The sequence below is a fragment of the Arthrobacter sp. T2-23 genome (genome assembly GCF_055398325.1).
In genome coordinates this window covers 1897515-1920063 of record NZ_AP027917.1, presented here as the reverse complement: position 1 = coordinate 1920063, position 22549 = coordinate 1897515, and the positions used below count along the sequence as shown (strand labels likewise).

22 protein-coding genes are annotated in these 22549 nt (G+C 69.0%); 17 read left to right on the top strand and 5 right to left on the bottom strand.

Annotated elements, in window-relative coordinates:
• Positions 1 to 18 precede the first annotated feature (18 nt).
• The 11 genes from hpt to panC all read left to right on the top strand — a co-directional run bounded on the left by hpt (position 19) and on the right by panC (position 9795).
• Entirely contained in the window at positions 19 to 570 is a 552-nt protein-coding gene (gene hpt / locus ACZ5Z0_RS08820) for a hypoxanthine phosphoribosyltransferase (protein ID WP_138767802.1), read from the top strand.
• Between the two features lie 209 nt (positions 571 to 779).
• On the top strand, positions 780 to 2846 hold the full coding sequence (ftsH, locus tag ACZ5Z0_RS08815) for an ATP-dependent zinc metalloprotease FtsH (RefSeq protein ID WP_464108077.1): 2067 nt from the start codon (positions 780 to 782) through the stop codon (positions 2844 to 2846).
• Positions 2847 to 2915: 69 nt separating this feature from the next.
• Positions 2916 to 3509: a GTP cyclohydrolase I FolE gene (gene folE / locus ACZ5Z0_RS08810; RefSeq protein WP_464110756.1), complete on the top strand. Its 594-nt coding sequence runs from the start codon at positions 2916 to 2918 to the stop codon at positions 3507 to 3509.
• A gap of 10 nt (positions 3510 to 3519) precedes the next feature.
• On the top strand, positions 3520 to 4467 hold the full coding sequence (gene folP / locus ACZ5Z0_RS08805; RefSeq protein ID WP_464108076.1) for a dihydropteroate synthase: 948 nt from the start codon (positions 3520 to 3522) through the stop codon (positions 4465 to 4467).
• A 9-nt stretch (positions 4468 to 4476) separates the two neighbouring features.
• Positions 4477 to 4836, top strand: coding sequence for a dihydroneopterin aldolase (gene folB / locus ACZ5Z0_RS08800; RefSeq protein ID WP_464108075.1), 360 nt, complete (start codon positions 4477 to 4479; stop codon positions 4834 to 4836).
• Positions 4833 to 5387, top strand: coding sequence for a 2-amino-4-hydroxy-6-hydroxymethyldihydropteridine diphosphokinase (folK, locus tag ACZ5Z0_RS08795; protein WP_464108074.1), 555 nt, complete (start codon positions 4833 to 4835; stop codon positions 5385 to 5387). The genes folB and folK overlap by 4 nt, the downstream gene beginning before the upstream one ends.
• Complete coding sequence (locus tag ACZ5Z0_RS08790) at positions 5384 to 5908, top strand: DUF3180 domain-containing protein (RefSeq protein ID WP_464108073.1); 525 nt, start codon at positions 5384 to 5386, stop codon at positions 5906 to 5908. Before folK ends, ACZ5Z0_RS08790 begins: the two co-directional genes overlap by 4 nt.
• Positions 5889 to 6401, top strand: coding sequence for a PH domain-containing protein (locus ACZ5Z0_RS08785; protein ID WP_464108072.1), 513 nt, complete (start codon positions 5889 to 5891; stop codon positions 6399 to 6401). Before ACZ5Z0_RS08790 ends, ACZ5Z0_RS08785 begins: the two co-directional genes overlap by 20 nt.
• Positions 6398 to 7996 (top strand): PH domain-containing protein, encoded by a 1599-nt coding sequence (locus ACZ5Z0_RS08780; protein ID WP_464108071.1) that lies wholly within the window; start codon positions 6398 to 6400, stop codon positions 7994 to 7996. The genes ACZ5Z0_RS08785 and ACZ5Z0_RS08780 overlap by 4 nt, the downstream gene beginning before the upstream one ends.
• Positions 7989 to 8906 carry a Rossmann-like and DUF2520 domain-containing protein gene (locus tag ACZ5Z0_RS08775; protein ID WP_464108070.1) on the top strand — a complete coding sequence of 306 codons (918 nt, stop codon included), beginning with the start codon at positions 7989 to 7991 and terminating at the stop codon, positions 8904 to 8906. The genes ACZ5Z0_RS08780 and ACZ5Z0_RS08775 overlap by 8 nt, the downstream gene beginning before the upstream one ends.
• A 1-nt stretch (position 8907) precedes the next feature.
• Complete coding sequence (gene panC / locus ACZ5Z0_RS08770; protein WP_464108069.1) at positions 8908 to 9795, top strand: pantoate--beta-alanine ligase; 888 nt, start codon at positions 8908 to 8910, stop codon at positions 9793 to 9795.
• Here the strand turns inward: panC and ACZ5Z0_RS08765 are convergent.
• On the bottom strand, positions 9792 to 10247 hold the full coding sequence (locus ACZ5Z0_RS08765; RefSeq protein WP_464108068.1) for an SRPBCC family protein: 456 nt from the start codon (positions 10245 to 10247) through the stop codon (positions 9792 to 9794). The two genes, panC and ACZ5Z0_RS08765, sit on opposite strands and share 4 nt — an antisense overlap.
• 277 nt (positions 10248 to 10524) lie before the next feature.
• On the opposite strand from ACZ5Z0_RS08765, the gene ACZ5Z0_RS08760 reads away from it, so the two are divergent.
• Entirely contained in the window at positions 10525 to 12024 is a 1500-nt protein-coding gene (locus ACZ5Z0_RS08760) for an MDR family MFS transporter (RefSeq protein WP_464108067.1), read from the top strand.
• Between the two features lie 81 nt (positions 12025 to 12105).
• Here ACZ5Z0_RS08760 and ACZ5Z0_RS08755 read toward each other — a convergent pair whose 3' ends face one another.
• From ACZ5Z0_RS08755 to ACZ5Z0_RS08745, 3 genes are read right to left on the bottom strand one after another with little or no spacing between them, the layout of a single operon-like run.
• Positions 12106 to 12939: an alpha/beta fold hydrolase gene (locus ACZ5Z0_RS08755; RefSeq protein ID WP_464108066.1), complete on the bottom strand. Its 834-nt coding sequence runs from the start codon at positions 12937 to 12939 to the stop codon at positions 12106 to 12108.
• Positions 12940 to 12990: 51 nt separating this feature from the next.
• Positions 12991 to 13614, bottom strand: coding sequence for a thymidine kinase (locus ACZ5Z0_RS08750; protein ID WP_464108065.1), 624 nt, complete (start codon positions 13612 to 13614; stop codon positions 12991 to 12993).
• 45 nt (positions 13615 to 13659) lie between these two features.
• A complete protein-coding gene (locus ACZ5Z0_RS08745; RefSeq protein ID WP_464108064.1) occupies positions 13660 to 14622 on the bottom strand; it encodes an alpha/beta fold hydrolase in 963 nt (320 codons plus the stop codon).
• A gap of 77 nt (positions 14623 to 14699) precedes the next feature.
• Between ACZ5Z0_RS08745 and lysS the strand changes: the two genes are divergently transcribed.
• The 4 genes from lysS (at position 14700) to ACZ5Z0_RS08725 (ending at position 19718) form a co-directional block, all read left to right on the top strand.
• Positions 14700 to 16223 (top strand): lysine--tRNA ligase, encoded by a 1524-nt coding sequence (gene lysS, locus ACZ5Z0_RS08740; protein WP_138767787.1) that lies wholly within the window; start codon positions 14700 to 14702, stop codon positions 16221 to 16223.
• 2 nt (positions 16224 to 16225) lie between these two features.
• Positions 16226 to 16414 (top strand): hypothetical protein, encoded by a 189-nt coding sequence (locus ACZ5Z0_RS08735; protein WP_464108063.1) that lies wholly within the window; start codon positions 16226 to 16228, stop codon positions 16412 to 16414.
• A gap of 134 nt (positions 16415 to 16548) precedes the next feature.
• Complete coding sequence (locus ACZ5Z0_RS08730; RefSeq protein ID WP_464108062.1) at positions 16549 to 16875, top strand: histone-like nucleoid-structuring protein Lsr2; 327 nt, start codon at positions 16549 to 16551, stop codon at positions 16873 to 16875.
• Between the two features lie 350 nt (positions 16876 to 17225).
• Positions 17226 to 19718 (top strand): ATP-dependent Clp protease ATP-binding subunit, encoded by a 2493-nt coding sequence (locus tag ACZ5Z0_RS08725; RefSeq protein WP_464108061.1) that lies wholly within the window; start codon positions 17226 to 17228, stop codon positions 19716 to 19718.
• A 94-nt stretch (positions 19719 to 19812) separates the two neighbouring features.
• Here ACZ5Z0_RS08725 and ACZ5Z0_RS08720 read toward each other — a convergent pair whose 3' ends face one another.
• Positions 19813 to 20259, bottom strand: a complete 447-nt coding sequence (locus ACZ5Z0_RS08720) for a QcrA and Rieske domain-containing protein (protein WP_464108060.1) — start codon at positions 20257 to 20259, stop codon at positions 19813 to 19815.
• A gap of 125 nt (positions 20260 to 20384) precedes the next feature.
• On the opposite strand from ACZ5Z0_RS08720, the gene ACZ5Z0_RS08715 reads away from it, so the two are divergent.
• Entirely contained in the window at positions 20385 to 22520 is a 2136-nt protein-coding gene (locus ACZ5Z0_RS08715; RefSeq protein ID WP_464108059.1) for a S9 family peptidase, read from the top strand.
• Positions 22521 to 22549 lie beyond the last annotated feature (29 nt).

Below are 22549 nucleotides of genomic sequence, written 5' to 3'. Positions count from 1 at the left end.
TCTACACAGGAGCCATTGGTGGATTCAAACGACGTCCAGGCAGACCTCAAGCACGTTCTCTACTCCAAGGAGCAGATCCAGTCCCGGATCACTGAACTCGCTGCCCAGATCGACAAGGACTACGAAGGCCGCGATCTGCTGATCGTGGGTGTGCTCAAGGGTGCGGTCATGGTCATGGCCGACCTGGCCCGTGCCCTGCACAGCCACGTTTCGATGGACTGGATGGCCGTCTCCTCCTACGGCTCCGGCACCCAGTCTTCCGGCGTGGTCCGCATCCTCAAGGACCTCGACACCGACCTGATGGGCAAGGACGTCCTGATCGTCGAGGACATCATCGACTCCGGGCTCACGCTCTCGTGGCTCAAGACCAACCTGGAGTCCCGCGGCCCGGCCTCGGTGGAGATCTGCACCGCGTTCCGCAAGCCCACCGCCGCGAAGGTCCAGATCGACGTCAAGTACGTCGGCTACGACATCCCCAACGAATTCGTCGTCGGCTACGGCCTGGACTACGCCGAGAAGTACCGCAACCTCGACTTCGTCGGCACCCTCGCGCCGCACGTCTACGAGTAAACCGCGACTGCCCGGCGGCTTCCCTACGGCCCGGCGGCGGTTCAGTTCTGCACCCGCACAGCCCTCCGCTACGCCGACAGGGAACTTTTAGCCTTGACCGTGCGTGAGTCACTGCGACGGTGTATAGCTAGAACCTGACGCAGCACCCACGCGCGCAGATCGGTCGCCGTGCAGCACTACCAGGAGGGACGGGGCCAGCCCCCGATCAGATGAAAGCTAAGAGTTTCTTCAAGGGCCCGGGCATCTGGATTGTCGTTGTTATCGGCATGCTCCTGCTGGCCTTTGCCACCCTGGCCCCGGGCGGTTCAAGCCGCATCGACACGGACAAGGGCCTGGCGCTGTTGACCGGCGGCGGCAAGGTCGAGCAGGCCAAGATCTTCGATGCCGAGAACCGCGTGGACCTGGTCCTGAAGGACAACCTGCAGGTCGACGGGCAGGACAAGGGTAAGAACGTCCAGTTCTACTTCGTCAACGCCCGCGCGCAGGATGTCGTCAAGGCCGTGACCGACTCGAAGCCGCCGAGCGGCTTCACCGACCAGCCGGTCGAGACCAACTGGTTCTCCGGCCTGTTCTCCCTGCTGGTCCCGGTCCTGCTGCTGGGCGTGCTGTTCTGGTTCCTGCTCTCCCGGATGCAGGGCGGCGGCTCCAAGGTCATGCAGTTCGGCAAGTCCAAGGCCAAGATGGTCAATAAGGACATGCCGCAGGTGACCTTCAGCGACGTCGCCGGCGCCGACGAGGCCGTCGAGGAACTCGAAGAAATCAAGGAATTCCTTCAGCAACCGGCGAAGTTCCAGGCCGTGGGCGCCAAAATCCCCAAGGGCGTGCTGCTGTACGGCCCTCCAGGTACCGGCAAGACCCTGCTGGCTCGTGCCGTCGCAGGCGAGGCAGGCGTTCCCTTCTTCTCGATCTCCGGCTCCGACTTCGTTGAAATGTTCGTCGGCGTGGGCGCGTCCCGTGTCCGCGACCTGTTCGAGCAGGCAAAGGCCAACGCGCCGGCCATCATCTTCGTGGACGAAATCGACGCCGTCGGACGGCACCGCGGTGCGGGCATCGGTGGCGGCAACGACGAACGTGAGCAGACCCTCAACCAGCTCCTGGTTGAAATGGACGGCTTCGACGTCAAGACCAACGTCATCCTGATCGCTGCCACCAACCGCCCCGACGTGCTCGATCCCGCGCTGCTCCGGCCGGGCCGCTTCGACCGCCAGATCTCCGTGGAGGCCCCGGACTTGATCGGCCGCGACCAGATCCTGAAGGTCCACGCCAAGGGCAAGCCGATGGCTCCCGGCGTCGACCTGCGGGCCGTGGCCAAGAAGACCCCGGGTTACACCGGTGCGGACCTGGCCAACGTCCTCAACGAGGCCGCGCTGCTGACCGCGCGCTCGAACGCCAACCTGATCGATGACCGCGCCCTCGACGAGGCCATCGACCGTGTGATGGCCGGCCCGCAGAAGCGCAGCCGCGTGATGAAGGAACACGAGCGCAAAGTCACCGCCTACCACGAGGGCGGCCACGCCCTGGTCGCGGCGGCGCTGCGGAACTCGGCCCCCGTCACCAAGATCACCATCCTGCCGCGCGGCCGCGCCCTCGGCTACACCATGGTGGTTCCGGAGAACGACAAGTACTCCGTGACCCGCAACGAACTGCTGGACCAGATGGCCTACGCCATGGGCGGTCGGGTGGCCGAGGAACTCGTCTTCCACGACCCCTCCACCGGTGCGTCCAACGACATCGAGAAGGCCACCGGGATCGCCCGCAAGATGGTCACCGAGTTCGGCATGAGTGAGCGCGTCGGCGCCGTGCGCCTCGGCCAGGGCGGCGGGGAGCCGTTCCTGGGCCGCGACGCCGGCCACGAGCGCAACTACTCGGACCAGATCGCCTACGTCGTCGATGAGGAGGTGCGCCGCCTGATCGAGGGTGCGCACGACGAGGCCTACGCCATCCTGACCGAGAACCGCGACGTCCTGGACCAGCTGGCGCTCGAGTTGCTGGAACGCGAAACCCTGAACCAGCAGGAGATCGCCCACGTCTTCACCAACATCCGCAAGCGCGACTTCCGCGAGATCTGGCTCTCCAAGGAAAGCCGGCCGATCCAGGCCGTCGGCCCGGTGGAGTCCCGCCGCGAGAAGGCCGAGCGGGAGGCCCAGGAGGAAGCCAAGGAGGCCCGGCTCGAAGAACCGCTGGACGCCCTGCCCCCGCACGCCCAGGGCGTCCCCGGACAGGAGCCCTTCCAGGGCGGGGTGACGGATCTGGGGCCCGACGGCCATCCCGGCTAGGCTTCTTCTGTGACTTCCTACTTCGACGACGACGACGTTCCCGCCACCGCCGCCCCCCTCCCCTCGGACGTGGCGGCGGCCGACGGCCGGGACGGCACCAAGGTCGACCGCCCGCGGATCCAGGCGGCGGTCCGCGAGATCCTGCTCGCCATCGGCGAAGACCCGGACCGCAGCGGCCTGCTGGACACCCCGAAGCGGGTGGCCAAGGCCTACGCGGAGATGTTCGCGGGCCTGCACCACGACCCGGCGGAGATCCTCGCGACCACCTTTGACCTGGACCACGAGGAACTGGTCCTGGTCAAGGACATCCCGTTCTACTCGACCTGCGAGCACCACCTGGTGCCGTTCCACGGGGTGGCCCACGTCGGCTACATCCCCTCACACGACGGCAAGGTCACCGGGCTGAGCAAGCTGGCCCGGCTGGTGGACATGTTCGCCCGCCGCCCGCAGGTCCAGGAACGGCTCACCACCCAGATCGTCGAGGCTCTGACCACACACCTGAAGCCGCGCGGCGCGATCGTCGTGATCGAATGCGAACACCTGTGCATGTCCATGCGCGGCATCCGCAAGCCCGGCGCGAGGACCGTCACCAGCGCGGTCCGCGGGCAACTGCATGACCCGGCCACCCGCGCCGAAGCCATGAGCCTCATTCTCGGAAGGTAAGAAAAGCACTATGGACACCCTCGCCGCAGCCCCCGGAACTGGACCTGCCACATCGCCGCTGCCCGTGCTGCGCAAGCCGCGCCCGGCCGCGAGCTTCAAGGACCTGCCCTCGGACCGGACGCTCGTGATGGGGATCCTGAACGTCACCCCGGATTCGTTCAGCGACGGCGGCAAGCACGCGACGTCGGACACCGCCGTCGCCGCCGGCCTGCGGATGTATTACGCAGGCGCGGACATCATCGACGTCGGCGGCGAATCCACCCGCCCCGGCGCCGCCGAAGTCAGCGTCGAGGAGGAGCAGCGCCGGGTGCTGCCGGTGATCGAGGCCCTGGTCAAGGCCGGCGCGCTGGTCAGCATCGACACCACGCATGCCGCCACCGCCGAGGCGGCGCTGGCAGCGGGGGCCACGATCATCAACGACGTCTCCGGCCTCACGATCGAGCCTGAGATGATCGAGCTCGTGGGGCGCAGCAAGGCGCCCTACATCCTCACGCACCGCCGCGGCGACGCCAGCACCATGGACTCGCTGACCGACTACCGCGACGTGGCCCGCGACGTCGCCGCCGAACTCGCCGGCGTCCGTGACAAGCTCTACGCTGCCGGCGCCACCCCGGAGCAGATCATCCTTGATCCCGGCCTGGGCTTCGCCAAGAACGAGGCGCAGAACTGGGAACTACTGCAGGACCTGGACGTGCTGCAGGCCATGGGGCACAAGGTCCTCGTCGCGGCGTCCCGGAAACGCTTCCTGGGCAGCCTGCTGACCGTCGCCGGCAAGTCCGCCCCGCCGCAGGAGCGGGACGCGGCCACCGCTGCCGTGACCGCCATCAGCGCCTTCCGCGGCGCCTGGGCCGTCCGCGTGCACGACGTCGGCCCCAGCCTCGACGCCGTCAAGGTCGCCGCCCGCATCGCCCCGGCGGCCGGCCCGTCGCCGGTGCCCGCCGCGCCCGGCAACGGCTGACCGGCAGCCATGGACCGGATCACGCTCAGCGGTGTCACCGCCGTCGGGCACCACGGGGTGTTCGACTTCGAACGCCGGGACGGGCAGCCGTTCGTCGTCGACGCGGTGCTGCACCTGGACTTCAGCACGGCCGCGGCGTCCGACGACGTCCAGGACACCGCGCATTACGGCGAGGTGGCCGGCTGCATCAGCGGCTGGATCACCGGCACGCCGCTGAACCTGATCGAGGCCCTCGCCGTCCGGATCGCCGAAGACGTGTTGCGGCGCTTCCCGGTGGCGGCGGTGGACATCACGGTGCACAAACCCCAGGCCCCGATCGAGGTCGACTTCGGTGATGTGTCCGTCAGCGTGCACCGGGACCGGCAATGAGCGCCCAGCCCGCCGCCTACACGCGGGCCGTGATTGCCCTTGGCAGCAACCTGGGGGCCCGCAACGACACCCTTTCCGCGGCGGTAGCCGACCTTGTCGACCCGCCGGAAGTGCGGCTGCTGGCCATTTCGCCGATTGTGCAGACGAAAGCCGTGGGCGGCCCCGCCAACCAGCCGGATTTCTTGAACATGGTGATCGCCGTGGAGACCTCGCTGTCCCCGGAGGAGCTGCTGCGGCACTGCCATGCCGTGGAGCAGAAACACCTGCGGGTCCGCGAGGTCCGCTGGGGCCCCCGCACCCTCGACGTTGACATCATCACCTACGGCGATCTGGTGAGCTCCGACCCTGAGCTCACCCTCCCGCATCCGCGCGCCGCGGAACGCGCCTTCGTACTGTACCCGTGGTCCCTGATCGACCCCGCCGCCGAGCTCAACGGCGAACGCGTGGGCGAGCTGGCGGCCAGGGCTGCCGATTTCCCGGACCTCGTGCCCTTCGACGGCTTCGAGGACCTCAGCGGCGTGACCGGGGCGGGAGCGGTGGAGGCTCCGTGAAGCTGACGAACCCCCTCGTGCTGCTCGTGATCGGCGTCGGGCTCGCCGCCGCAGGCTGGTTCGCCACCCTGCTCGCCAGCCGCTACAGCATGGCCACCCCGGTGCTGCCGCTGACCGGCCTGGTCACCATGGGCGTGATCGTGGTCCTCACCTTGATCCTGGGGATCCGTGTGCTGCGCTGGCGCAACGGCAAGAAGAAGAAAATGCTCAACCCGATCCTCGCCGCCTGGACCTTGGTCCTCGCCCAGGCGTGCGCCTACACCGGCGCCATGCTGCTGGGCTGGCACGCGGGGATTTTCCTGGACCAGCTGCGGCTGTGGAACGTGCGCAGCGGGCAGGCCATCACCTGGCAGACGCTCGTCATGGCCGGCGGCGGTCTCGCCATGATTGTGGTGGGCCTGGTGGTGGAGCGGTTCTGCCGTATTCCGCCCGAGGACGGCGACGCCGAGGGGACGCCGGGTCTGCAGGGGAAGCGCGGCAAACCGAAGGCGGAAGGCGAGTATGCGTACCGAGGCGATTGACCCGCCGGGCGTGGCATGGTTGCGGGTCTCACCAAAGTACGTCACGGTGCGGGTCGTCGGCTGGGCGCTGGGGAACCTCATCGCCGTCGCGGTGCTGTCCCTCCCGCTTGTACTGGTCCTGACCGGTGCGTGGGCGTGGCCGCCGCTGTGGCTCGCCTTAGCCGTCCCCGCCGCAGCCTTCCTGCTGGCCCTCTGGCGCCTGGTGCTGATCCCGCGCCAGGTCCGGTCCATCGGCTACGCGGAACGCGAGGATGACTTGCTGATCCGCCGCGGAATCTTCTTCCAGCGCACCCTCGTGGTGCCTTACGGGCGGATGCAGTACGTGGACATCGGCGCCGGGCCAGTGGAACGCGGCCTGGGCCTGTGCACCGTCAAGCTCCACACCGCCTCGGCGGGGACCAGCGCGGAGATCCCCGGCCTGCCCGCCGGGGAAGGGGCGCGGCTGCGCGAACAGCTCTCCGCCCGCGGCGAGGCCCGGCTGGCCGGACTGTGACCGGCAGCGGGGACGGCTGGCAGCGCGTCCACCCGGCGTCGCCCTTTGTCCGGGGCTGGGTGGCGCTGGCCGCACTGTTCTTCTTCTTTGGCCGCGACTCCTTCGAACGCCTGCTCCAGGGCGCCCCGGTCTTTGACGAGCGGCTCGCCGGACGGGCGCCCTGGCTGCTGCTGGGTGGCGGCACGGTGCTGCTGCTGACCGTGCTCGGCTTTGTCCTGAGCTGGTATTTCACCCGCTACCAGGTGGCGAACGGCTATGTGCGCGTCAACACCGGGTTCCTGTTCAAGCAGCAGCGGCAGGCGAGGCTGGACCGGGTCCAGGCGATCGACGTCGTGCAGCCCCTGCTCGCCCGGATCTTCGGGCTCGCGGAGCTCAGGTTCGAGGTGGCGGACGCCGGGCAGTCGGCGGTGCACCTGGCCTACCTGCGCGCCGATGAGGCCCGCCGGCTCCGCGCGACCATCCTTGCCAGCGCCTCCGGTGCTGCCGGCGTGACCGCGCCACCCGGACCCGGGCAACAGGGCCAGCCCAGTGAGCCGGGCCAGCCCGGCCAAGCCGGCCACGTGGGGCCGGCCCCCGTGGAGGCCCCGGAGCATACGGTACTGACCGTTCCGCCGGCCCGCCTCGCCGGATCGCTGGTACTGAGCGAGCAGAGCGTCGTCATCGTCCTCGGCGCAGTGGCCTCCGTGGTGCTCTCCGCCGTGACCGAGAGCCGCAGTTTCTACTTCTACCTGATCCCCGCCGGCCTGGGCCTGGTCGCCGCTTACTGGAACTCCTTCAACAAGGGCTACAACTTCACCGCCGCCATCTCCGCCGACGGCATCCGGCTCCACTACGGCCTGCTCGACACCCAGGCCCAGACCCTGCCGCCGGGACGGATCCAGGCCCTGCGCGTCAGCCAGCCGCCGCTGTGGCGCATCTTCGGCTGGTACCGGATGCAGGTCAACGTGGCCGGCTACGGGACGGCGGGCAGCAACGGCGAGGGTTCCTCCCGGACCACCCTGCTGCCGGTGGGGACGCTCGCGGAGGTGCTCACCATGCTCTCGCTGGTCCTGCCCGATCCCGGCACCCCGGACCCCGTGCGCGTGTTCACTGCCGGACTGCACGGACTCGCACCGGCCGCCGGCGCGAATGCCATGGACGACGGCGGCTTCGTCACCACCCCGCGGCGGGCGCGCCTGCTCGCCCCGCTGGGCTGGCGGCGCAACGGCTTTGCTGCCACAGACACCGCCCTGCTGATCCGCTCCGGCCGTTGGTGGCGCCAGCTCGTGCTGGTCCCGCACCAGCGCACCCAGTCGATGGCGCTGCAGCAGGGCCCGGTGGCCCGGCGCTTCAGGGTCGCGGACCTGGTCCTGCACACCACCGCCGGTCCGGTGGCGCCGCGGCTGGTCCAGGCCGGCCTGGACGAGGGCCGCGCCCTGCTCGACGCGCAGGCGGCCCGCGCCCGCACGGCGCGGAAACGGCAGACCAGCGAACACTGGCTCGCCCGGACCGCACCCCTCGAACCTGCGCCCCTCGAACCCGCAGCACAGGTCCCCGCAGCACAGGATCCCGCACCCCTCGAACCCGCACCACAGGAAGGGCCGCAGCATGGCTAAGCCAGGACGCCTCGGCGTCGGAATCATCGGAGCGGGCAAGGTGGGCGCCGTCCTCGGGGCGGCACTGCGCGCCGCGGAGCACGCCGTCGTCGGGGTCTCCGCCGTGTCGGACGCCAGCCGCGACCGTGCCGAAACCCTGCTGCCCGGGGTCCCCATCCTCGAGGTGCAGGACATCGTGGAGCGCGCCGAACTGGTGCTGCTGGCGGTCCCGGACGACGCCCTTGGCCCTCTCGTGGAGGGACTCGCGAAGCTCGGGGCCTGGCAGCCCGGCCAGCTCGTGGCCCACACCTCGGGGCGTTTCGGCGTCGGAATCCTGCACCCGGTCCGTGCCGCGGGGGCCATCCCGCTGGCGCTGCACCCCGCCATGACCTTCACCGGCATGAGCCTGGACCTGACCCGGCTGCTCGACTGCAGCTTCGGCGTGACGGCCGACCCGGCCATGCTGCCGATCGCGCAGGCGCTCGTGGTGGAGATGGGCGCCGAGCCGGTAGCGATCGCCGAGGGGGACCGCACGCTGTACCACGCCGCCCTTGCCCACGGCTCGAACCACCTCGTCACCCTCGTGGCGCAGGCCTCCGAGTTACTGCGCGACGTCGGTGTCGACGCCCCCGAACGGATGCTGGGCCCCCTGCTGCGCGCCACCCTGGAGAATGCCCTCGCGTCCGGGGAGTCGGCGCTGACCGGGCCTGTGGCGCGCGGGGACGTGGGGACCGTCGCCGCGCACACCGAGGCCCTGCGGGAACTCGGCGGCGGCTCGGGCGATATTCTGGACGCGTACCTGGCTATGGCCCGGGCGACGGCCCGCCGTGCCGGCAGCCGCGGGCTGCTAAGGCCGGGGCAGATCGACGGCATCCGGCAGGCGCTCGAGGGCCCCGGTACCGACGGCCCGCACCCTGAGGAAGGACCCTGAGATGGCGATCCAGCTCGTAACCACGGCTGCCCAACTCCGCGCCGAAAGCGCGCGCCTGCTCACCGAAAAACGCGGCACCTCGCAGGGGCTGGTGCCCACGATGGGCGCCCTGCACGAGGGGCATGCACGGCTGGCGCGCACCGCCGTCGAGCAGAACGACGTCGTGGTGGCCAGCATCTTCGTCAACCCGCTGCAGTTCGGCGAGGCCGTGGACCTTGAGCGCTACCCGCGGACCCTGGAGGCGGACCTGGCCCTGCTCGACGCCCAAGGGGTGGACCTGGCCTTCGCGCCCGCGGTCGAGGAGGTGTACCCCGGCGGGGAGCCGATGGTCCGGATCACCTCAGGCGTGCTCGCGGAAAAATGGGAGGGTGCGTCCCGGCCGGGCCACTTCGACGGCGCCCTGACAGTGGTCGCGAAGCTGCTGCACTACGGGCTTCCCGGTGCCGGGCAGGCCGCCTACCGGGCCTATTTCGGCCAAAAGGACGCCCAGCAGCTGACCTTGGTCCAGCGGATGGTGGCGGACCTGAACTTCCCGGTGGAGATCGTGCCGGTGCCGATCGTGCGGTCCCCGGACGGACTGGCCCTCTCCAGCCGCAACCGGTTCCTCTCCGCCGCGGAACGTGAGGCCGCCCTGGTGCTTTCCCGGGCGCTGCGGCTGGTCGAGGAGCGGGCCAACGCCCACGAACCGCTCGACCTGGATTCGGCCCGGGCGCTTGTGGAGTCCCAGCCGCTCGTGGAGCTGGACTACTTCGACGTGGTGGATCCGCGCACCCTGGAGCCGCTTGCCGAGAACTGCCGCGAGACCCCGTTCCGGGGCGAGGGCCTGGTGCTGATCGCGGCCAAGGTGGGCCCGGTGCGGCTGATCGACAACGTGCCGCTGGACTCCTAGCCGGCGGCGCTCTCCGCCATCAGTTTGAGGTTCTCCAGGGTGTGTTCCCTGGCCCGTTCCTGCAGGCGCTCCACCAGCACCCGGTCCGCGAACTTTCCTATGGCGGCCCCCGGGACGTTGTACTCGATTTCCGCGCTGACCCGGGTTCCGTTTCCGGAGGGCTCGTAGTCCCAGGTTTGCCATCCCCTGAGAGGCCCGTCGAATTCGAGGCGCACGTGGCGGCCGCCGGTGGCGGTCGGTTCGTTTTCCAGGACGCGGGTCGTGACCGGGAAGGGCACCCCGGCCATCAGGTAGCTGTGCTCGACGACGGTTCCGGCCCCGCCGTCGCCCTCCACTTTCTTAGGCTCGCTGAGGTTGACCCACCACGACGCCCAGTGATAGGGGTCGACGGCGATTTCCGTGACGCGCTCGACCGGCGCGTTGATCTGGGTGTCGAGCTTGATGTGGCCCATGGTGAATCCTCTCGTCGCGTGAGTGGAGGGATCGGGCGCCCCCGTTGCGCGCCCCGGCCCTGTTACCAGCCAACGCCTGCCGCCAGGGTGCTGGTAGGGGACATAGGCCCCGGGTACGGTCCGCGGGCCCAGTGTTCCGATGCCAGTGTTCCGATGCCCCGGCAGATGCACGGCAACTTGTCTCCCGTGTCGGGAATTACCGCTGCAAACGGCTGGTTGGAAACCGTAGTGGCGACGATGCCCGCCGAATCCACTTCAACTCCCTGAGGGAATCCCCATGCCAGCAGATGCCCCTTCCAACGTCCAAGCCAGCCTGGCCCCGCAGACCCGGACCGACGACGCCGCCCCGGCGACGGCGCAGCGCGGGGGAACCCCGGCGGCCGGGCCGGAGAAGCTGTCCCGGGAGTCCGTCACCGTCATCGCGACCCTGCTGGCGGCCACCTTCGTGGTGATCCTGAACGAAACCATCATGAACGTCGCCCTGCAGCGGCTGATGGTGGACCTGCGGGTCGACGCACCCACCGTGCAGTGGCTTTCGACCGGCTTCATGCTGACCATGGCCGTGGTTATTCCGACCACCGGTTTCATCCTGCAGCGGCTCTCCACCAGGGCGGTGTTCATGCTGGCCATGGGGCTCTTCTCCGGGGGCACCCTCCTGGCTGCCGTCGCGCCGGGGTTCGCGGTCCTGCTGCTGGCCAGGATCATCCAGGCCGGCGGCACCGCCATCATGCTGCCGCTGCTGATGACCACCATCCTCACCCTGGTCCCGATTTCCCGCCGCGGGGCCGTGATGGGCAACGTCAGCATCGCGATCTCCGTGGCGCCGGCGATGGGACCCACGGTGTCCGGGCTGATCCTGCAGAACTTTTCCTGGCGGTTCATGTTCGTCTTCGTCCTGCCGATCGCCCTGCTCGCGTTCGGCATCGGGGCCAGGTTCCTGCGGAACATCGGCGAAAACGAGAAGACCCGACTCGACGCGCTCTCCGTTGTGCTGACCGTCCCGGCCTTCGGCGGCGTCGTCTACGGGCTGAGCCAGATCGGCGGCAGCGGCGGGGCCGCCACCCCGGCGGTAGCGGCGCTCGCCGTCGGCGTCGTGGCGCTGCTGGCTTTTGTCCTGCGCCAGCTCCGGCTGCAGAAGTCCGATGCGCCGCTGCTTGACCTGCGCGCCTTCAACTTCCGGATGTTCACCGTGTCCGTGCTGCTGCTGGTGGTCGCGATGATTGCGCTGTTCGGAGCCGTGATCCTGCTGCCCCTGTACCTGCAGGAAGTCCGCGGCCTCAAGTCGCTGGAAACCGGGCTTGCCCTGCTGCCGGGTGGACTGGCGATGGGACTGCTGGGCCCGGTCATCGGCCGGCTCTTCGACCGGGTGGGACCCCTGCCCCTGACCGTCACCGGATCGGTCCTGATGGTGCTGGCGCTCTGGCAGTTCTCCGGGCTGGACGCCCAGACGCCGGTGGGCTGGATCATCGCGCTGCACGTGGCCCTGAGCCTGGGCCTGGCGCTGCTGTTCACGCCGGCCTTCACCACGGGGCTGAACCCGCTGCCGCCGCACCTGTATTCCCACGGTTCCGCCATCATGAGCACGCTGCAGCAGGTCGCGGGTGCGGCCGGTACCGCGCTTCTGGTCTCGATCTTCGCCGTCGTGTCGGCCGGCGCCGGAATCGTCGCCGGCATGCACGCGGCGTTCCTGACCGCGGCGGTCATAGCGCTCGCCGCCGTCGTGCTGTCCATGCTGATGCGCAAAGCGGAAGGCGTCGGGGCTCCGGCAGCCCACTGACCGCCCGCTTCCCAGCGCGAACGGACACTTGGGCCCTCCTTGTGGGCCCCAAGTGTCCGTTCGGACCGGAGGGGACTGGACCTAGCCGGCGAAGAACTCGCTGAGTTCGGCGATGAGCTTGTCCGGCGCCTTGTTGACGCCGTCGTGGCCCATGCCCGGGAGGATCGTGTAGCTGGAGCCGGACAGCACGTCGTGGATTTGCCCGCAGGCCACGCCGAAGTACGCCGGGCTCTTCTCGCCCACGATGATCAGCGTCTCGAGCGGCAGCTCCAGGAACGGTTCGGCCGGCATGTCGGCGGCGATGATCGCCTTGATTTCACGCACCCCGGTCTGCATGAGCTCGCGCAGCTGCTTGCCGACGGGCGTGCCGGCGGTGAGCTTGTTCGCCAGCGTCAGCATGGACAGCGGCATCCGGGAGACGGCGCTTCCGGTCTCCAGGCCGCGCACCAGCACGGCCAAGGCCCGGTCGTCGTCGCCGGCGGCGGTGAGGCGCTCGTACTCGGGAATCCAGTCCGCCGTGACGCTGTGGTTAACCGAGACGGCCGGGTCGTACACCGCCAGCCGCTCCACGGGCAGGGTGCGCGCGGCGTGCAGCGCCACCGCGCCGCCGAAGCTGTGGCCAAAGACGTCGGTGCTCGCGGTGTGCTTCATCACGGCATCAAGGTCCCGGATGTCCACGTCCAGCGTGTAGTCCTCCGGTTGCGGGGAGGACGAGCCGCGGCCGCGCCGGTTGAAGGTGTGGACCGGACGGCCCAGGGCTGCGCTGAGCTTTTGCGCGAAACGGGTGTAGTCGGCGGCCGTCACCATCGAGGCGGGCACGACGACGACGCCGGAACCCGCCGCGGCAAGATCCGCGCCCGTGCTGAAAAGCTCGAGGGTTCCGCCGTCGGGGGTTCTGATGTTCTCGCGGGTCATGTTCCGAGCCTAGCCGAGGCGCCCGGGTCCGCACACCAGGGCCGCCTTCGGTTAGCCCAGCCGGCCGCCGGAGATCTCGAGATAGCAGGAGCCGCACAGCGACTCGTACCAGGCGTCCTGCCCGTCGATCGCCACCTGGTCGCCGTCGAACACCACCTCGTCGCCGATCCGGCGGGTGTTGAAGATGGCCTTGCGGCCGCAGCGGCAGATGGTCTTGAGCTCCTCCAGGGTGTGCGCGATCTCAAGGAGCCGGAGCGATCCGGGGAAGGCGCGCGTCCGGAAGTCGGTGCGGATGCCGTAGGCGAGCACGGGGACGTTGTCCAGCACGGCGATGCGGAAGAGGTCATCGACCTGCCCGGGCTCGAGGAACTGGGCCTCGTCCACCAGCAGGCAGGCCACGGGAGATGTGTCCACGTGCTGGAGCAGGGCGTCCGGGTCGTCGCCGTGCGCGTGCGCCGAGAACAGTTCCCGGGCGGAAGCGCCGGCGGGGATCAGGAAGTCCACCGAGCGCGTCATGCCCAGCCGGGACACGACGTCGGCGTCGCCCTTGGTGTCAATGTCCGGCTTGGCGAGCACAACCCTCTGGCCGCGCTCCTCATAGTTGAACGCGGCCTGCAGCAGGCCCGTCGACTTGCCGGAGTTCATCGCGCCGTAGCGGAAGTAGAGCTTGGCCAAGGGGTTCCTTTCGACATAGGTCGCCCCCGATTCTAGTGCCAGAAGTCAGCGGCCCAACCGCAGCCGCCGCCTGATTCCGGGCCGCGCCGGAGTGCCCGCGCCGAGCAGGAACCTGGCCGCCATCAACGCCAGCCGGCGGTTCCCGGGCCGGAGCGGACCTTCGTGCAGCTGGCCGGGCACCACGGCGAACTTGACCGCGGGTACCGCCGCCGCGAGCTGGCGCCCGGTGTCGGCGAAGTAGTCCGGACTCCAGCCCCCGGTCAGCATCAGCGTGGGCGTCGTGATCGAGGCGAAGTCGGCGAGTTCGGCGTCGGCGGCCAGCACCGCACGCATCTCCGCAACCGCGGTGGGCAGCAGCTCACGCATCTCGGCGCCCAGCGTGGTCCGGGCCGAGAGGATGCTGAGCATGCGCAAGGCACCGAGCGGCAGCTTTGACACCGGACCCGCGGTCTCCAGCCCCTGGACCAGGTGGGCCCACGCCCTGTCCAGTTCCCCGGCCGCGACCGAACGCTCCAGCTCGGGCCGCCAGCGGCTGGTGAGGTTCCCGGCGAGGGACACCGCGGCGTCGTAAGTGACCAGCCGCCGGAGCGGCACGCTCCGTGCCGCCTGCAGCGCCACAAACCCGCCGTAGCTGTGCGCCACCACATCCGTGGACCCGGTCTGCCGGAGCACAGTGGCCAGGTCAGCCACCTCGGTTGCCGCCGAGTAGTCCGCAGGCTGCGGCGAGGACCCGGCCCGGCCGCGCCGGTTGTAGCAGTGCACCGGGCGGCCGAGCAGCCGGGTCAGGCTCCGGGCGAACGGTCGGTACAGAGCCGCCGTGACCAAGGTTCCATGCACGACGACGACGCCGGTCCCCGCCGCCGGGTCCGGCGTGCCTTCAGCCGGCGCCGACAATGGCACCGTTGCCGCGGCGCGGGCCGCCGCCGGAGCGGCCCCGGGCGCGGGCCGGAAGGTGTTCAGCTCGAGGTGCCCCTCGCCGTCGTCGGTCCGAATCCTCCACGTCTCCACAGGCTTGAGTCTATTCCTGGTCTCTTCCCGCCCCGCCCGAACCGGCCGCTCCCGAAAGCCCGGTAAACTTGGGGATTGTGACTTCCCAAAACACCCCTGCCCCGCACGAGCACTCCGACGCCAGCGAACAGACCCTGGTCCGCATGGAGAAGCGCGCCAAGCTGATCGAACGCGGCATCGAGGCGTACCCGGTGGGAGTCGAGCGCACCCATTCGCTGACGGAGATCCGCGAAAAGTATGCCCACCTCGTGGCCGACGAGACCACCGGCGACGTCGTCGGCGTGACCGGCCGCATCGTCTTCATCCGCAACACCGGCAAGCTGTGCTTCGCCACCCTCCAGGAGGGCGGGACGGACGGGAAGGCCGTCCGGCTGCAGGTCATGCTCAGCCTGGCCAACATCGGCGAGGAAGCGCTCGCGGACTGGAAGGCCCTCGTGGACCTGGGCGACCACGTCTTCATCAAGGGCGAGGTGATCTCCTCCCGCCGCGGCGAGCTCTCCGTGATGGCCGAGTCGTGGTCGATGGCGTCCAAGGCGCTCCGGCCGCTGCCGGTGCTGCACGCCGAGCTGAACGAGGAAACCCGCGTCCGCCAGCGCTACGTGGACCTGATCGTCCGCGACGAGGCCCGCGAAATGGTTTACACCCGCGCCGCGATCACCCGCTCGATCCGCGAAACCCTGCACCGCCAGGGCTACGTCGAGGTGGAAACCCCCATGCTGCAGCTGGTGCATGGCGGCGCCACGGCCCGCCCCTTCGAGACGCACATGAACGCCTTCGACCAGAAGATGACGCTGCGCATCGCCACCGAGCTGTACCTCAAGCGCACCGTCGTCGGCGGGATCGACCGCGTCTACGACATGGGCCGCGTCTTCCGCAACGAGGGCGTCGACTCGACGCACAGCCCCGAATTCACCACCCTGGAGAGCTACGAGGCCTGGGCTGACCAGTTCGTCATGGCGGACCGGATCAAGGAAATCATCCTCGACGCCGCCGACGCCGCCGGGGTGGGCCGCGTGCTCCAGACCGAGGCCGGCGAAATCAATCTCGACGGCGACTGGGCCTGGATGGCCGTGTACCCCGGCCTCTCCGACTTCGTGGGCCAGGACATCACCCCGGAAACCCCCGTCTCGGAGCTGCTGGCCATCGCCGCCAAGCACGAGGTCAAGGTCGACGCGGGCTGGGACGCGGAGAAGCTCGTGGTTGAGCTCTTCGGCGAGCTGGTCGAACCGACGCTGCTCAACCCCACCTTTGTTTACGACTACCCGCCCTCCGCGCAGCCCCTGGCCCGCCACCACCGCGAGGACAACCGGCTGATCGAGGCATGGGACCTGATCATCGGCGGGATGGAGCGCGGCACCGCGTTCTCCGAACTGATCGACCCGGTCATCCAGCGCGAACGGCTCACCGAGCAGTCCCGCCGCTCGGCCGCGGGCGATGTCGAAGCCATGCAGCTGGACGAGGACTTCCTTCGCGCCCTCGAGTACGGCGCCCCGCCGATGGGCGGCATTGGCCTCGGCATCGACCGGCTGGTCATGCTCTTCACCGGCGCCGGCATCCGGGAGACCATTCTCTTCCCGCTGCTCAAGCCCGAGGGCCACTAATCATGGAGTACATCGCCGTCCTGCTCCCGTCCGTGGTGGTCGGGCTCCTCTTCTGGTTCGCCATGAAGGCCATCTTTAACGCCGACAAATCCGAGCGCCAGGCCGAGGCCCGCGCCCAGGCGGAGGCGGCCGCCCGCGGGCCGGAGCAGAATCCCGCTCCGGAAAACGGGCATTCCCCCGAACAGCGCTAAAGGCAACTATTCCTTCCTGTGGTTTTTCTTTGGAAGGGGTTTTTCGCTTTGACTCGCAGCCATAAAAGGATGGATACTTTTTACAGATACATCCTGCTTTTCTAAATACTCATCCTTTTGAAAAGAGAGTCTTTATGGCACAGAAAGTTAAAATCATCCTCGTTGATGATCTGGATGGGGGAGCCGCGGACGAAACTGTCCGGTTTGGCCTGGACGGCGTCAGTTATGAAATTGACCTGTCGTCCGGCAACGCGTCCGAACTCCGCTCGGCACTCGAGCGATACGTAGGCCACGCGCGCAAGACATCAAGCGGCCGGGCAACCCGGACTAAAGTCTCCAGCGGCCGCAATCAGGACTCTGCGCAGATCCGGCAGTGGGCCCGGGACAACGGCTATGCGGTAAACAGCCGCGGCCGTATCCAGGCGGAAATTCAGGAAGCGTACCAAAAGGCGAATTCCTAGCTCGAAGCCGCGTCCCGGACGCAGCCCCGCGTGCAATTGACAGTGGGAAAGCCCCCGCCCCCGGGCGGGGGCTTTCCCATGTGCGCCGGCCGATGCTGGGGCGCCGGTGCGTTCCCGCCCGGTTACCGGCTGAAAATGCCGCGATAGGCCGGGGACGCGCTATGTCTCCCGGGTCCCGGAACCAACAACCGGGCGGGAGCGCAGCCGCACCACGCACCCGGTCCGGGCCGCGCCCGGGCGCTCCGGTGGCGCCCGTGACCCGTCCCGGTTTCCCCTGTGGCGAACAAGCCACAAATCTCGAACCCGGCCACGTAGCATCAAAGTACGTCGTAGCTAGGAGTGTGGCGAAAATGTTTGAGCGATTTACGGACCGTGCCCGTCGCGTAGTTGTGCTTGCCCAAGAAGAGGCACGCATGCTGAACCACAATTACATCGGCACCGAACACATCCTCTTGGGCCTGATCCATGAGGGTGAAGGTGTTGCCGCCAAAGCCCTCGAGTCCTTGAGCATCTCGCTCGACGGAGTGCGCGAGCAGGTGCAGGAGATCATCGGCCAGGGCCAGCAGGCCCCGTCCGGCCATATCCCCTTCACCCCGCGCGCCAAGAAGGTGCTGGAGCTCTCGCTGCGCGAAGCCCTGCAGCTGGGCCATAACTACATCGGCACCGAGCACATCCTGCTCGGCCTCATCCGCGAGGGTGAAGGTGTGGCTGCCCAGGTGCTGGTCAAGCTCGGAGCGGACCTGAACCGCGTCCGCCAGCAGGTCATCCAGCTGCTCTCCGGCTACCAGGGCAAGGAAACCACCGGTGCAGGCGTTGGCCCAGGCCAGGCCGAAGGCACCCCCGCCGGCTCGGTCGTCCTCGACCAGTTCGGCCGGAACCTGACCCAGGCCGCGCGGGAAAACAAGCTGGACCCGGTGATCGGGCGCGAGCAGGAAATGGAACGCGTTATGCAGGTCCTTTCCCGCCGCACCAAGAACAACCCGGTGCTGATCGGCGAGCCCGGCGTCGGCAAGACCGCCGTCGTCGAGGGCCTGGCCCAGGCGATCGTCCGCGGCGACGTGCCGGAGACCATCAAGGACAAGCAGCTGTACACCTTGGACCTCGGGTCCCTCGTGGCCGGCTCCCGCTACCGCGGTGACTTCGAAGAGCGCCTGAAGAAGGTCCTCAAGGAGATCCGCACCCGCGGCGACATCATCCTCTTCATCGACGAGATCCACACCCTCGTGGGTGCCGGTGCCGCCGAAGGTGCCATCGATGCGGCCTCCATCCTGAAGCCCATGCTGGCCCGCGGCGAGCTGCAGACCATCGGTGCCACCACGCTGGACGAGTACCGCAAGCACATCGAGAAGGACGCCGCCCTGGAACGCCGCTTCCAGCCGATCCAGGTCAAGGAGCCCTCCGTCGCCGACGCGATCGAGATCCTCAAGGGCCTGCGTGACCGCTACGAGGCGCACCACCGCGTCACCATCACCGACGGCGCCCTCGCCTCGGCGGCCAGCCTGTCCGAACGTTACATCTCGGACCGCTTCCTGCCGGACAAGGCGATCGACCTGATCGACGAGGCCGGTGCCCGGTTGCGCATCCGCCGGATGACAGCTCCGCCGGAACTCAAGGTCATGGACGAGAAGATTTCGGCCATGAAGCTGGAGAAGGAGTCCGCGATCGACGCGCAGGACTTCGAAGGCGCCGCCTCGCTGCGCGACAAGGAGCAGAAGCTCATTGCCGAACGCGCCGAGAAGGAACGCCAGTGGAAGACCGGCGGCATGGACGACATCTCCGAGGTGGATGAGGATCTCATCGCCGAGGTGCTGGCGAACTCCACCGGCATCCCGGTCTTCAAGCTGACCGAGGAAGAATCCTCGCGCCTGCTGAAGATGGAAGACGAACTGCACAAGCGTGTGGTCGGCCAGAACGAGGCCATCAAGGCCCTGTCCCAGGCGATCCGCCGCACCCGTGCAGGCCTGAAGGACCCGAAGCGTCCGGGCGGCTCGTTCATCTTTGCCGGACCCACCGGCGTCGGCAAGACCGAGCTGGCCAAGGCACTCGCGGAGTTCCTGTTCGGCGAGGAAGACGCGCTGATCACCTTGGACATGTCCGAGTACTCGGAGAAGCACACCGTCTCGCGGCTCTTCGGTGCCCCTCCGGGCTACGTGGGCTACGAGGAGGGCGGCCAGCTGACCGAGAAGGTCCGGCGTCGTCCGTTCTCCGTGGTCCTGTTCGACGAAGTGGAGAAGGCGCACGCCGACCTCTTCAACTCGCTGCTGCAGATCCTGGAAGACGGCCGCCTGACCGACTCCCAGGGCCGCGTGGTTGACTTCAAGAACACTGTGATCATCATGACTACGAACCTCGGCACCCGGGACATCTCCAAGAGCGTTGCCACCGGCTTCCAGTCGGGCACTGACACGCAGACCGGCTACAACCGGATGCGCGCCCGGGTCACGGAGGAGCTCAAGCAGCACTTCCGCCCCGAGTTCCTGAACCGTGTCGACGACGTGGTGGTGTTCCCGCAGCTGACCCAGGACGAGATCATTGAGATCGTCGACCTGTTCGTCACCCGCCTGGAGAAGCGCCTCAAGGACAAGGACATGGGCATCGAGCTCACGACCGCGGCCAAGGTGCTCCTAGCGACCCGCGGCTACGACCCCGCGATGGGTGCCCGGCCGCTGCGCCGCACCATCCAGCGCGAGATCGAGGACCAGCTCTCCGAGAAGATCCTCTTCGGCGAGCTGCACTCCGGCGACATCGTGGTGGTGGACGTGGAAGGCGAAGGCGACGACGCGAAGTTCACCTTTGCCGGCAACGCCAAGCCGCGCATCCCGGAGATCGCTCCGAGCGTCTAGGCGCCCGCCGCGCAGGCTCTACGACAAAGCCCCCGGCCGCTTCCTTCAAGGAGGCGGCCGGGGCCTTTTGCTGCCATCACGCGGTGGCGGGGCGTCAGGCGCTGACGGTGATCCATTCGCCGTCGAGCGCCGCCGTCAGTTTGGCGAGCGGTGACCTGGCCGGGCCGTTGACCACGCTGCCGTCGGAGCCCTTGAACGAGGAGCCGTGGCAGGGGCAGGCGAAGTCCGCTCCGTCGGGAGCCACCGGGCAGCCGGCATGCGTGCAGGTCGCGTCATAAGCAAGGACGGTCTTTTCATCCGGCCGGAAAATCACCACCGTCTTACCGTTCAGCTTCCCGGTAGCGGTGCCCCCCACCTTGACATCGCTGAGCTTGCCGATCCTGACGGCGGTGCCGGCCGGCACGGAGGGCTCAGCCGCCGCGCTGGAGGCGGGGGTGCCCGTGCCGGGACCTGCGCAGGCGGACAGGGCAAGCGCGCCGCCGCCCAGGGCGCCAGCACCGAGCAGAAGGGAGCGTCGGGGGAGGGCTTTTTCGGGATTCATGCACCCATCATGCCAAGCGAGCCTGAAAATCCGCCGTGATCCCGAGCCACTCCACTCTGAAAGCAGTGTTTCACTCTTAGTGAACGGGGTGTGATCCGGGGCACAAGGGGTGTTGAATCGGGGGCATGGCTTCCACCGAGACCCAGACCCTGGGCGAATATCCCGAGACCCCGTTCCACGACCTGGACCACTATCTCGCCATCCCGAAGGTCAGCGGCCTGGCACTGAGCCCCGACGGCGGCCGGCTCGTCACCACCGTGGCCACGCTCAACGACAAGGGCACCGAGTACCGCACCGCGCTCTGGGAGCTGGACCCCGCGGGGAAGAAGCAGGCCCGGCGTATTACCCGCAGCGCCAAGGGCGAGGCGGGGGCCGTGTTCGCCGCTGACGGGAAGCTGTACTTCACCTCCGCCCGCCCGGACCCGGAAAGCCCGGATAGCGACCCAGTCAACGCACTGTGGGTCCTTCCGGCTGACGGCGGCGAGGCCCGCGTCGCGCTCTCACGCGCCGGCGGCGTCAGCGGCCTCCTGGCAGCGAAGGCGGCCGATGCCCTGTTCGTGACGGGATCCGTGCTCGCCGGTTCCACGGACGAGGACAACGACGAGGAGCGCCGCAAGGCCCGCCAGGACAACAAGGTGGCCGCGATCCTGCACAGCGGCTATCCCGTGCGCTACTGGGATGCGGACCTGGGTCCCGCGCAGCCCCGGCTGTTCGCCGTCGAGCCCGGGCCGGAGCCCGAGCCGGGCAAGCCGGCGACGGTCGACGCCGTCCCGCCGGTCCGCCTGCGCAACCTGACCCCCGACGCCGGCAACGGGCTCCGCGAGGCCGACACCGTCGTCAGCCCGGACGGCAAGACCCTTTTCAGCAGCTTCACCAAGCCGCTGGCCAACGCGGACTCCCGCACCGTCCTGGTGGCGGTCGATGTCGCCACCGGCACCCGGCGGGTCTTGCTGGACACCGAGGGCATGAGCTACTTCCCGGGCCCGGTGAGCCCCGACGGCCGGGCCCTGGTGGTGGTCAGCGAGACCGACACCACCCCGGAGCAGGCACCCCGGGTTGGGCTGCACCTCCTGGACGTCTCGGGCGACGGTGCCGACCCCGACGGCGACGGCGCCGGCCTGACGCCGCTCGCGGCGGGCTGGGACCGCTGGCCGCGCCCGGCGGCCTGGCTGCCGGACGGATCGGCCGTGCTGGTAACCGCTGACGAGGACGGAGCCTGCCCGGTATTCCGGGTCGGCGTGCCCGGGACGCCCGGCGGGGACGCGGAGCCGGTCCGGCTGACGGCCGACAGTGCCGCCTACACCGACGTCGCCGTCGCCCCGGACGGCCGCAGCGCCTTCGCGCTGCGCAGCTCCTATGAATTCCCGGCGGAAGCCGTGCGGATCGACCTGGCCAGCGGCGAGGTCACCCGTCTTCCCGCGCCCGCGGAGCGTCCCGCCTACCGCGGCGTGCTCGAGCGGGTGGAGGCTACCTCGCCGGGCGGCGACCGGGTGCCCGGATACCTGGCCCTGCCGGAAGGTGCCTCGGCCGGCAACCCTGCCCCGCTGCTGCTCTGGATCCACGGCGGACCGCTGGGCTCCTGGAACGCCTGGACCTGGCGCTGGAACCCGTGGCTGCTCGTCGCCAGGGGCTATGCGGTGCTGCTCCCGGACCCGGCCCTGTCGACCGGTTACGGCCAGGAGCACATCCAGCGCGGCTGGGGCGAGTGGGGCAACGCGCCCTTCCTGGACCTGATGGCGATCACGGACGCCGTCGTGGGCCGCGCGGACATCGACGAGACCCGCACCGCGGCCATGGGCGGCTCCTTCGGGGGCTACATGGCCAACTGGGTGGCCGGCCACACGGACCGGTTCAAGGCAATCGTCACGCACGCCAGCCTGTGGGCCCTGGACCAGTTCGGCCCGACGACGGACGCCGCGCAGTACTGGCTCAAGGAGATGACGGCCGAGATGGCCGCCGAGAACTCGCCGCACCTGCACGTGGAGAAAATCCGCACGCCCATGCTGGTCATCCACGGTGACAAGGACTACCGCGTGCCCATCGGCGAGGGGCTGCGGCTCTGGTACGAGCTGCTCTCCAAGTCCCAGCTCGCAGCCGACGAAGACGGTGAGACCGACCACCGCTTCCTGTACTTCCCGGACGAGAACCACTGGATCCTGCAGCCGCAGCACGCCAAGGTCTGGTACGGCGTGGTCGAGCACTTCCTCGCCAAGCACCTGCTGGACAAGGACCTTCCCGTGCCGGACGAGCTCGGCCTCTGATCCTGGTCGGGGGCCGCCCCGTAGGATTG

Excerpts from the sequence above, each read along its gene's own strand:
- ACZ5Z0_RS08785 (WP_464108072.1), top strand. The coding sequence starts at position 5,889 with ATGCGTACCGAGGCGATTGACCCGCCGGGCGTGGCATGGTTGCGGGTC.
- folB (WP_464108075.1), top strand. The coding sequence starts at position 4,477 with ATGGACCGGATCACGCTCAGCGGTGTCACCGCCGTCGGGCACCACGGG.
- ACZ5Z0_RS08720 (WP_464108060.1), bottom strand. The coding sequence starts at position 20,259 with ATGAATCCCGAAAAAGCCCTCCCCCGACGCTCCCTTCTGCTCGGTGCT.
- ACZ5Z0_RS08765 (WP_464108068.1), bottom strand. The coding sequence starts at position 10,247 with ATGGGCCACATCAAGCTCGACACCCAGATCAACGCGCCGGTCGAGCGC.
- ACZ5Z0_RS08725 (WP_464108061.1), top strand. The coding sequence starts at position 17,226 with ATGTTTGAGCGATTTACGGACCGTGCCCGTCGCGTAGTTGTGCTTGCC.
- ACZ5Z0_RS08730 (WP_464108062.1), top strand. The coding sequence starts at position 16,549 with ATGGCACAGAAAGTTAAAATCATCCTCGTTGATGATCTGGATGGGGGA.
- ACZ5Z0_RS08755 (WP_464108066.1), bottom strand. The coding sequence starts at position 12,939 with ATGACCCGCGAGAACATCAGAACCCCCGACGGCGGAACCCTCGAGCTT.
- ACZ5Z0_RS08775 (WP_464108070.1), top strand. The coding sequence starts at position 7,989 with ATGGCTAAGCCAGGACGCCTCGGCGTCGGAATCATCGGAGCGGGCAAG.
- folP (WP_464108076.1), top strand. The coding sequence starts at position 3,520 with ATGGACACCCTCGCCGCAGCCCCCGGAACTGGACCTGCCACATCGCCG.
- ACZ5Z0_RS08715 (WP_464108059.1), top strand. The coding sequence starts at position 20,385 with ATGGCTTCCACCGAGACCCAGACCCTGGGCGAATATCCCGAGACCCCG.
- ftsH (WP_464108077.1), top strand. The coding sequence starts at position 780 with ATGAAAGCTAAGAGTTTCTTCAAGGGCCCGGGCATCTGGATTGTCGTT.
- ACZ5Z0_RS08760 (WP_464108067.1), top strand. The coding sequence starts at position 10,525 with ATGCCAGCAGATGCCCCTTCCAACGTCCAAGCCAGCCTGGCCCCGCAG.
- panC (WP_464108069.1), top strand. The coding sequence starts at position 8,908 with ATGGCGATCCAGCTCGTAACCACGGCTGCCCAACTCCGCGCCGAAAGC.
- ACZ5Z0_RS08735 (WP_464108063.1), top strand. The coding sequence starts at position 16,226 with ATGGAGTACATCGCCGTCCTGCTCCCGTCCGTGGTGGTCGGGCTCCTC.
- folK (WP_464108074.1), top strand. The coding sequence starts at position 4,833 with ATGAGCGCCCAGCCCGCCGCCTACACGCGGGCCGTGATTGCCCTTGGC.